Origin of the sequence: uncultured Gordonia sp., assembly GCF_937858515.1 — a bacterium.
In the GTDB taxonomy this organism is placed as follows: Bacteria; Actinomycetota; Actinomycetes; order Mycobacteriales; family Mycobacteriaceae; genus Gordonia.
Map to the genome: position 1 here is coordinate 1 of NZ_CALLZT010000042.1, position 7,701 is coordinate 7,701.

9 protein-coding genes are annotated in these 7,701 nt (G+C 62.9%); 7 read left to right on the plus strand and 2 right to left on the minus strand.

Translation table 11 applies throughout. From position 1 onward, the window contains the following. Window positions 1–760 precede the first annotated feature (760 nt). From Q0627_RS03155 to Q0627_RS03180, 6 genes are all read left to right on the plus strand, one after another. Entirely contained in the window at window positions 761–1,354 is a 594-nt protein-coding gene (locus Q0627_RS03155; RefSeq protein WP_298807664.1) for a hypothetical protein, read from the plus strand. A gap of 116 nt (window positions 1,355–1,470) precedes the next feature. Beyond that, window positions 1,471–1,704, plus strand: coding sequence for a DUF433 domain-containing protein (locus tag Q0627_RS03160; protein WP_291012891.1), 234 nt, complete (start codon window positions 1,471–1,473; stop codon window positions 1,702–1,704). A gap of 6 nt (window positions 1,705–1,710) precedes the next feature. After that, window positions 1,711–2,085, plus strand: a complete 375-nt coding sequence (locus tag Q0627_RS03165; protein ID WP_291012889.1) for a DUF5615 family PIN-like protein — start codon at window positions 1,711–1,713, stop codon at window positions 2,083–2,085. Further along, complete coding sequence (locus Q0627_RS03170) at window positions 2,045–2,479, plus strand: helix-turn-helix transcriptional regulator (RefSeq protein ID WP_291012887.1); 435 nt, start codon at window positions 2,045–2,047, stop codon at window positions 2,477–2,479. The genes Q0627_RS03165 and Q0627_RS03170 overlap by 41 nt, the downstream gene beginning before the upstream one ends. 10 nt (window positions 2,480–2,489) lie before the next feature. Continuing rightward, window positions 2,490–2,798, plus strand: coding sequence for a hypothetical protein (locus tag Q0627_RS03175; RefSeq protein WP_291012885.1), 309 nt, complete (start codon window positions 2,490–2,492; stop codon window positions 2,796–2,798). Between the two features lie 240 nt (window positions 2,799–3,038). Next, entirely contained in the window at window positions 3,039–3,275 is a 237-nt protein-coding gene (locus Q0627_RS03180; RefSeq protein ID WP_291012883.1) for a hypothetical protein, read from the plus strand. 79 nt (window positions 3,276–3,354) lie between these two features. Here the strand turns inward: Q0627_RS03180 and Q0627_RS03185 are convergent, their stop codons facing one another. Beyond that, on the minus strand, window positions 3,355–3,636 hold the full coding sequence (locus Q0627_RS03185) for a ribbon-helix-helix protein, CopG family (protein ID WP_291012881.1): 282 nt from the start codon (window positions 3,634–3,636) through the stop codon (window positions 3,355–3,357). Window positions 3,637–3,923: 287 nt separating this feature from the next. Between Q0627_RS03185 and Q0627_RS03190 the strand changes: the two genes are divergently transcribed. Continuing rightward, complete coding sequence (locus Q0627_RS03190) at window positions 3,924–7,118, plus strand: type I restriction endonuclease subunit R (protein ID WP_298807666.1); 3,195 nt, start codon at window positions 3,924–3,926, stop codon at window positions 7,116–7,118. Window positions 7,119–7,188: 70 nt separating this feature from the next. Here the strand turns inward: Q0627_RS03190 and Q0627_RS03195 are convergent. Next, the coding region (locus tag Q0627_RS03195; protein WP_298807667.1) for a hypothetical protein at window positions 7,189–7,701 on the minus strand (513 nt) is incomplete at its 5' end.

The following is a 7,701-nucleotide window of genomic DNA, read 5'->3' on the forward strand; positions in this document are numbered from 1 at the left end:
CAACACGCAAATTCGCAGTCAGATCCGATACGCCACCGCTACTCGCGGATCTAGGACTGACCGAGGTCGGCGATGGAGTCTTCATCCAGCGAGCGACCACAGGCGATGCTTGCCAAGATGGACTCGACTTTGCCTTCTATCTCGCATGCTTTCGCGAGGATGGCGTTGTACTCGGAATCAGTGGGCTCAAGTCGAGGGAGGCTTGCGTTCCACACCTTCCAGGATGCGAAGAATTCTCCGTATATATCGTGGAAAGCCCGTGCCGTCGCAAGGTCGAGTTCCTTGCGCTTCTCCCGTAAGTGCCACGACGCTGATAGTCGTAGGCCGATCAGCCACGTCGCCAGAAGGAGTACAACCCCAGGATTGAGCTTCTGAAGCTCGTGGCCGATTGTGACCAGGGACGATTCGATTCGGTCGCCCTTCCGCTGCTGGGACTGCCAGCCTCACAGTATGCCGCCACGCCGGAGAAGGGGGCCCGGATCCATGAAACTCACCGACTACCGCTCTCAGGGTTGTCCATGAGCGGGCGAATGAGTGGCCTTACAACCGGGGTACCCCTCTTGATCCCTGAGGGCGATGCGAGGTACGAGCGAGCGTCGCGAAGGGTCCGGTGACACGACACGCCTGACGCTCCGCTGCCCGCCTGCCGAGCGAACATCTATTCGGAACTCTGCTGCTACATATGAACACCAGTCTTCCGGCCTATTCTCGGATCGGTTGTCAGACCGTCGTGGGATAGTCCTCAGCATTGGACGGCCACATGAGCCGACCCCGCCGTAGAAGTGAGAACGTCATGAATCCGCAGGAGTTTCCGCCGCCACGGCAGCAGTGGGACCAATGGGCGACCGCACCGATCGAACTGCCACGGGCCCCGCGGCCGCATCGTCGTCGTACGGTGTTGCTCCTGGTGATCGGGGCCGTCCTGCTGGTGCTCGCCGGCGGCGCGGGTGGTTTCGTGATCGGCAAAGGGCAGAACGCATCGGGCGTGAAGTCCACCACCGACACCGTCGCGGCCACCTCCAGCACAACCACATCCGCCACCCCGACGGTGTACGACATCCCGATCAGGCCCAGCGACTTCGAGATGAATGTCGAAGTGCTGGAGAAGAAGTGCTTTGGATCAGCGGGGTGTGTGGTGGAGTTCTCGGTGCGACCCACACTGCTGACGTCGTCGGAGTTTCTCAAGGGCCGTAGTTTCCGGGTCGTCTACGAGGTCATCGGAACAGAGGACGAGATGACCGACTACTTCACACTGTCGGGTACGGACATGCGCATCGATGACAGCCTCCGAGCGGAGACCGAGTCAAGCGATGCGGAGATCACCGCGAAGGTCATCAAGGTCACCGAGGAATGACGCGGTACGGCCGCTGTCTCCTCATCTTGTCGCTCGATGACACCGTCTCGTGGGCAGATCAGGTGAGTCAAGCCCGGGTGATTGCAGTGTCGGCCGGGCACCGATACGCTGGGCGAATGTCCAACCTGCACCGCGTGACGAGCGATCCGGCTATCTGCCACGGGAAGCCGGTAGTGCGTGGGCTGCGGTACCCGGTCGCTGACCTGCTCGACTTGCTTGCTGCAGGCATGTCTATCGAGGACATCCTCGACGATTACCCTGACCTTGAGCGTGAGGACTTGCTGGCTGCCCTGGAGTTCGGTGCGTTGGCCGCGGGGAACCGCGTGGTCGTGCCGTTCGATGCCGCCTGAATCCGCGTGACGGTGAAGTTTCTGATCGATGCCCAGTTGCCGGCCAGACTTGCGACGCGACTCACCGAACTTGGTCACGATGCTGTGCACGTCTCGGCGCTGCCTGACGGTAATAGGACGACAGACACCGAGATCAGCCGTGTGGCTGATGTTCAGGAACGGGTGGTCGTTACCAAAGACCGGGATTTTCGCGACAGTCATCTGATTTCGGGAATACCGAGAACGCTCGTGCTGGTGACCACCGGCAACATCACCAACGCCCGGCTTCTGACGCTCTTCGAGGACCACATCACAGCAGTAGCCGAACTGCTTGATAGTTCCGTCTTTATCGAGGTCTCACATGACCGGCTGGTTGTTCATTCAACTCCGCGCTGCGACTGATCTTCGGCATCAGAGCAACTGTACAGGAGACGAAGTCGATGGGCTCGGAAAATGGCTTGTCACCAGCGGATACATTGTTACGCTGAAACTGGTGGACGCGATCGAGGCATTGGAGGCGGAGCTTGCCGCCGAGCCGTATGCGGGGTTGCGGTACATGCTGGCGATCAACGACGACGAGCTACTCGAAGCGCTCGTTGCGCTGCGGAAGGCCAGGGGATTGACCCGAGAACAGGTTGCCGAGCGGATGAATCGTTCGGTGAGCGTGGTGGCGGACTTCGAGCGGCCCGGTGTCGACCCGCACTTGTCAACGATCAAGCGCTACGCGGTGGCGATCGGTGCAAGCATCGAAACCGCTGTCGCCGACTTCGTTGCTACGACGTCGGACCGGATCTGAGGTGATGGAGTTGGTCGAGGTGCGCAATAGTCATACGAGCGCATGCCGCGACGTCGTCGCGGCACTCAACTATCCTCGTGCTGAACGAGATTCGAATACCTATGGAGAATGGTCGTTCATTGGTGTATTCGACGATGCGGATATCCGGGAGTTTCTGGCTGAGATCGACAGTGCGGGCGACGACATCGCCAAAGTCGGGCGGTTGCTCCACGAATGGCAGATGAGCGCCAGGACTATGTCGGACCCGATCGCCCGTGAGATTCTGGACGGCCGGACCGTCGACGACGATTGGGTCGAAGTGACCGCAGCTCCCCGCTGACGCTTGTGCCGGCGGCGATGTCGTAGCCCGCGTCTAGGGTGTGCCCATGGTAACCGAGGGGGACTCGTCGGGTGGGCCCCGATGCCACCCGCTGGCTGACATCGTGGGGTAATGAGCTTGCGACGATCAACCCGCGGTGGTTGATGGGTCTTTTCCACTATCTTGTAAGGACGCGACACGCCGGTTGAAGACGTGGTGAGGTTTGCCGCGACGGTGGGGCGTGAGACGGAGGAAGCTGCTATGACCACTGCCGATCAACTGATCGCTCAAGGCGAAGCACGCGGGCAGGTCCAGTTGATGGTGCGGATGTTGACCAGCAAGTTCGGCGACCTCGACGCCGATGTGCGGTACGGGGTAGAGCACGCGACGACCGAACAGATCGCCGTGTGGAGTCACCGGTTGGTTCAAGGAGCCGGGTCGGTCGAGGAGATCGTCGGCCCGAAAGAGTGCCTGCTGGTTGTCACGGACCTACCTTGACCGTGTGAGAACCCCTGCTGACCCGACTCGGCGGTGATGTCGTCGGAGACCTGCACCGTTCCTTGGATTCGAAGCTCGGTCAGGCCGGGTGTCGCTGGAGGTATTCGCTGATCGCTGCGCGCACGATCGCGGAGGCGGATTCACCGCTCTGCTGTGCATACGATGTGAGTTGTTCGTCGAGGGCTTTGGGCAACCGCACGGCGCGCAGCGGCGATGCACCACGAGGTTCTGCGGGGCGGCCCATGTGCAGCGAGTGCGCTGCGGGGGCCGACTCCACCGTTGCGGGTACGAGGTCGAAGTCGTCGTGTTCGAAGTCGTTTGCAAGGGCATCGAGCGCGGGATCGCGTTTGATCTCGGTCATGAATCTTGCCTTCCTACTTTCGTCGTGTCCGCTGCGGGCACCCACCCAGTAAAGTGTATAACACTTTACTGTACAAGCTTACCGTGGTCCGTGTCTGGGGTGTGCCCCTGGTGACCAAGGGGCGTGAGTCGGGGGAAGGTGCCCGTCGAGGAGATCGTCGCCCCGGACTCGACCGAAGTCAGTTACCGGGACCTGTGGCGTGAGGCGAGCGCCCCCGACCGTCGTAGTCCTCTGACATAGTGTGACCAGTGTTGGTGGGGTACCGGCGGCCGAGGACGGAGCGAACGATGAGCATCATTCCCGAATCCGAGTGGGAGCAGTTCACCGTCGACCGGCTCGGCGAACATAACTGGCAGCCGCTCAAGGGGCAGGATATCGCGCCCGGAACGGAATCGGGGCGCACGTCGTGGGAGGATCTGGTGCTCCCGGATCGGCTGCTGGCCGCGATGCGCGAGCTCAATCCCGTTGTTCCGGCTGAATATCTGGTGCAGGCGCAGGCGGCTATTCTTGCGCCGCAGTCGCAGGACCCGATGGCCGAAAACTATCGGCTGCATCAGATCGTCACCACGGGCTATCGTGGCATCACCTATGTCGATCATCAAGGGCTGGAACAGAATCCGACCATCAGGGTGGCCAGTCAGCGGCCTGATGAGAACGAACTGCTCGCCGTCCAGCAGGTCACCATCCGCAACCGTGAATATCATCGACGCTTCGATGTGGTGTTGTACCTCAACGGATTACCGGTCACGATCATCGAACTCAAACAGGCCGGGATGGCCGGAGCGACGGTGGCGGCGGCGCACGCCCAGCTGCAGACGTACCTGCGTGAGTTCCCGATGGCGTTCCGGTTCGCCGTCGTCACCGTGATCAGCGACGGAGTCACCGCCCGTTACGGAACGCCGTTCACGCCGTTCGAGCATTACGCACCGTGGAACGTCGATGATGACGGGAAACCGATCACGACGGTCGCTGCCGACGACGATGACGTCGGCATCGAACTCGAATGGCTCATCGACGGCGTCTTCAATCCCGAACGGTTCGTGCAGCTGCAACACAACTTCGTAGCGTTCGATGCCGGCGCCGACGGGTATGTGAAACGAATTGCCAAGCCGCACCAGTACTTTGCTGTCACCAAAGCCGTCGGCAATACGGTGGTGGCGGCCGAGAGCACCGGTAAGGCCGGAGTCGTCTGGCACACCCAGGGGTCGGGCAAGTCGATGGAGATGGAACTGTACGCCCACCTCGTCGCCAAACAACCAAAGCTGAAGAACCCCACCATCATCGTCGTCACCGACCGCCGCGACCTCGACGGGCAACTGTTCGACACCTTCAACCGGTCCCGGCTGCTCGGCGAGTCACCGGTCAAGATCGGCACCCGCGACCAACTGCGGCACGAACTGGCCGACCGCACCACCGGCGGCATCTACTTCACCACCCTGCAAAAGTTCGGCCGCACAAAGGAAGAACGCGACGCGGGCTCCGACCACCCATTGCTCACCGACCGCCGCAACGTCATCGTCATCGTCGACGAGGCGCACCGCAGCCACTACGACGACCTCGACGGGTACGCCCGCCACCTCGCCGATGCCGTTCCCAATGCCACGCTCATCGCATTCACCGGAACTCCGATCTCGTTGGCCGAGCGCAACACCCGCGACGTGTTCGGGCCGTACATCGATATCTACGACCTGACCCGCGCAGTCGACGACGGTGCCACCGTACCTGTGTATTTCGAGCCGCGACTGATCAAAGTATCACTGGCGCAGCAGATCACCGAGGACGACCTCGACCGTGCCGCTGACGAGGCGACCCGTGGTCTCGACGACGTCGAACGTGCCCAGATCGAAAAGTCCGTCGCCGTCATCAACGCGGTATACGGTGCGCCACAACGACTCACAGCACTTGCCGCCGATATCGTCGCACACTGGGAAACCCGGTCGAAGGCGATGCTGCCATTTATCGAATCCCCGGGGAAAGCGCTCATCGTCGGCGCGACCCGCGACATCTGTGCCCGGCTCTACGACGAGATCGTCGCGCTGAAACCGGACTGGCACAACGGTTCTGAATCCGCCGGCGTCGTCAAGGTCGTCTACTCGGGGTCTGCGAAGGATCAGGAACCGATCAGCAGGCACGTGCGCCGCGACGCACAGAACAAGGCCATCCAGAAACGCCTCAAAGATCCCGACGACCCGCTGCAGATCATCATCGTCAAAGACATGCTGCTCACCGGATTCGACGCGCCGCCGCTGCACACCCTGTACCTCGACCGCCCACTCAAGGGCGCGCTGCTCATGCAGACCCTCGCACGGGTGAACCGCACCTTCCGCGGCAACCCCGCCGGCCTGCTAGTCGCCTACGCACCGCTCGCGGAGAGCCTGAATGCGGCGCTGGCCGAATACACCGACACCGATCAGCAGACCAAACCCGTCGGCAAACGCATCGACGAGGCTGCCGGACTGGCTCGCGAAACGCTTGCCCGCATCGACGCGCTGTGCGCCGGATATGACTGGCGCAAGGTGGTCAGAAGCGGTGGCAGCAATCCGTGGATGCGGGCCACCCGAGGACTGGCCGACCATCTGCTCGCCCCCGACACTCCGGGCGTCGAGATCGACGGACAACCTAAGTCGGCGGCGGTCCGATACCGCGAACTCGCCGGAAACCTCGCCCGCGCCTGGGCGCTCGCCGGTGGCGATCAATCGCTCGCCGAACTGCGCCCCGACATCAAGTTCTACGAAGAAGTGCGCGTATGGATGGGCAAAATCGAGGCCAACAGGCGTCAGGCCGAGGGCAAGCCCATCCCCGAGGACATCCGCCGACTGCTGTCGCGGCTGGTCGCCGACTCCACCGCATCCGGGGAGATCGTCGACATCTACGAGGCCGCCGGCCTGCCCAAACCGTCGCTGAACGACCTCACCCCCGACTTCGAGGCCAAGGCGCGGTCGGCGGCCAATCCGCACCTCGCGATCGAGGCGTTGCGCGCCACCCTCACCGAAGAATCACGCCGCGCCACCCGCAACAGCCTGGTGCGGCAACGAGAATTCTCCGACCGCATCACCGAACTGATGCGCCGGTACACCAATCAACAGATCACCTCCGCCGAGGTGATCGCCGAGCTGATCGCGATGGCCCACGACATCGCCGCCGAAGGCAATCGGGGACAGAGCTTCAACCCGCCGCTCTCGGACGACGAGCTGGCGTTCTTCGACGCCGTCGCCGCCAACAGATCGGCCGTCGAACTACAGGGCAACGACGTCCTGGCCGACATCGCCCGCGAACTGGTCCGAATCATGCAGCGAGACACCAAATACGACTGGACCGTCCGCGACGACGTCCGCGCCAAACTTCGCTCATCGGTCAAACGGGTGCTCGTCAAGTTCAAGTACCCGCCGGACAAGCAGCCCGAGGCCATCAGGATCGTCATCGAGCAGATGGAGGCACTGGCCCCCGCGTATGCGGCGAGTCACGCCGGTCGTTCGTCCTAAACCCCACCGCTGCGGCCCGGCATCACAATAATTGCGATGCCGGGCGCTATCGGTGGGGTTTAGAACGGGATCAGGACGCCCACTCGATGAAACCGATCTGCACATGCCGGGTCGAGGCGACGATGGTGCCGCCGTCGTCGCCGCTGTAGCAGCGCAGGCTCACCGTGTGGTTGCCGGGCGGCAGCGGCTGGGTGGCGAGGGTGATCGACCGGCCGCGGGTGGACCTGTCGCCGAGCTGTTTGATGGGGTCGTAGCTGCCGATGTACTGCGGGGCCACCTGCACGGTGAGGCCGCACAGTTTGCGGCCCTCGGGCAGGTTGATGGCGCTCATGTAGATGCGGCCGTGCGACGCCCAGGCCCGCACGATCGGCCTGGACTTCTTCACCACCGGCTTCTTCACCACCGGCTTGGGGGTCTCCTTCTCGGCGGGCGGCTTCTGGGTGGCCGGCTTGTCGGTGGTTTCCGCACTGGGTACCGCCGCCGCGTCGGGGGCGGTAATGGCACCACCGAGAAGCCCGCTGAGACCCGCCGTGACAGCGACCGCCACGGCGATGCGGCGGGGGGGGGGCACGGGGGGGGGGTG

Coding starts and splice junctions, on each gene's coding strand:
- Q0627_RS03190 (WP_298807666.1), top strand. CDS start 3,924: ATGAGCATCATTCCCGAATCCGAGTGGGAGCAGTTCACCGTCGACCGG.
- Q0627_RS03160 (WP_291012891.1), top strand. CDS start 1,471: ATGTCCAACCTGCACCGCGTGACGAGCGATCCGGCTATCTGCCACGGG.
- Q0627_RS03185 (WP_291012881.1), bottom strand. CDS start 3,636: ATGACCGAGATCAAACGCGATCCCGCGCTCGATGCCCTTGCAAACGAC.
- Q0627_RS03180 (WP_291012883.1), top strand. CDS start 3,039: ATGACCACTGCCGATCAACTGATCGCTCAAGGCGAAGCACGCGGGCAG.
- Q0627_RS03170 (WP_291012887.1), top strand. CDS start 2,045: ATGACCGGCTGGTTGTTCATTCAACTCCGCGCTGCGACTGATCTTCGG.
- Q0627_RS03155 (WP_298807664.1), top strand. CDS start 761: ATGAGCCGACCCCGCCGTAGAAGTGAGAACGTCATGAATCCGCAGGAG.